The organism is Micromonospora sp. DT178, assembly GCF_049841695.1.
Lineage (GTDB): Bacteria > Actinomycetota > Actinomycetes > Mycobacteriales > Micromonosporaceae > Micromonospora.
In genome coordinates, this window is the sequence record NZ_JBNCKV010000070.1 from 1 (window position 1) to 335 (window position 335).

Genomic DNA, 335 nt, shown 5'->3' on the forward strand with positions numbered 1-335 from the left:
GCCAGCCGCTGCGCCTGCGCCTGCAACGCCACCTCGGTCTTGGCCGACAGCAGCCACGGCACCACCCCGCCCGGCAGCGGGGCCGCCGGCGACTGTTGGCCCGAGCCCGCCGGGTCGGCCGGTGTGTCCTGCGGCGGCTCGAACGGTTCTGTTTCTTCCGGGATCTGGAGCGGTTCGGCCTCTTCGAGGATGAGGTGGGCGTTGGTGCCGCTGATCCCGAATGAGGACACCCCGGCGCGTCGTGGCCGGTCGTTGTCTGGCCATGGTGTGGCTTCGGTGAGTAGTCGTACCGATCCGGCTGACCAGTCCACGTGTGTTGACGGGGCGTCCACGTG

At 70.1% G+C, this 335-nt stretch carries 1 protein-coding gene; it reads right to left on the reverse strand.

Annotated features, from left to right (window positions below; genetic code table 11):
• The coding region (locus tag ACLQ22_RS31995) for a ketoacyl-synthetase C-terminal extension domain-containing protein (protein ID WP_425695601.1) at window positions 1-332 on the reverse strand (332 nt) is incomplete at its 3' end.
• Between the last annotated feature and the right edge of the window lie 3 nt (window positions 333-335).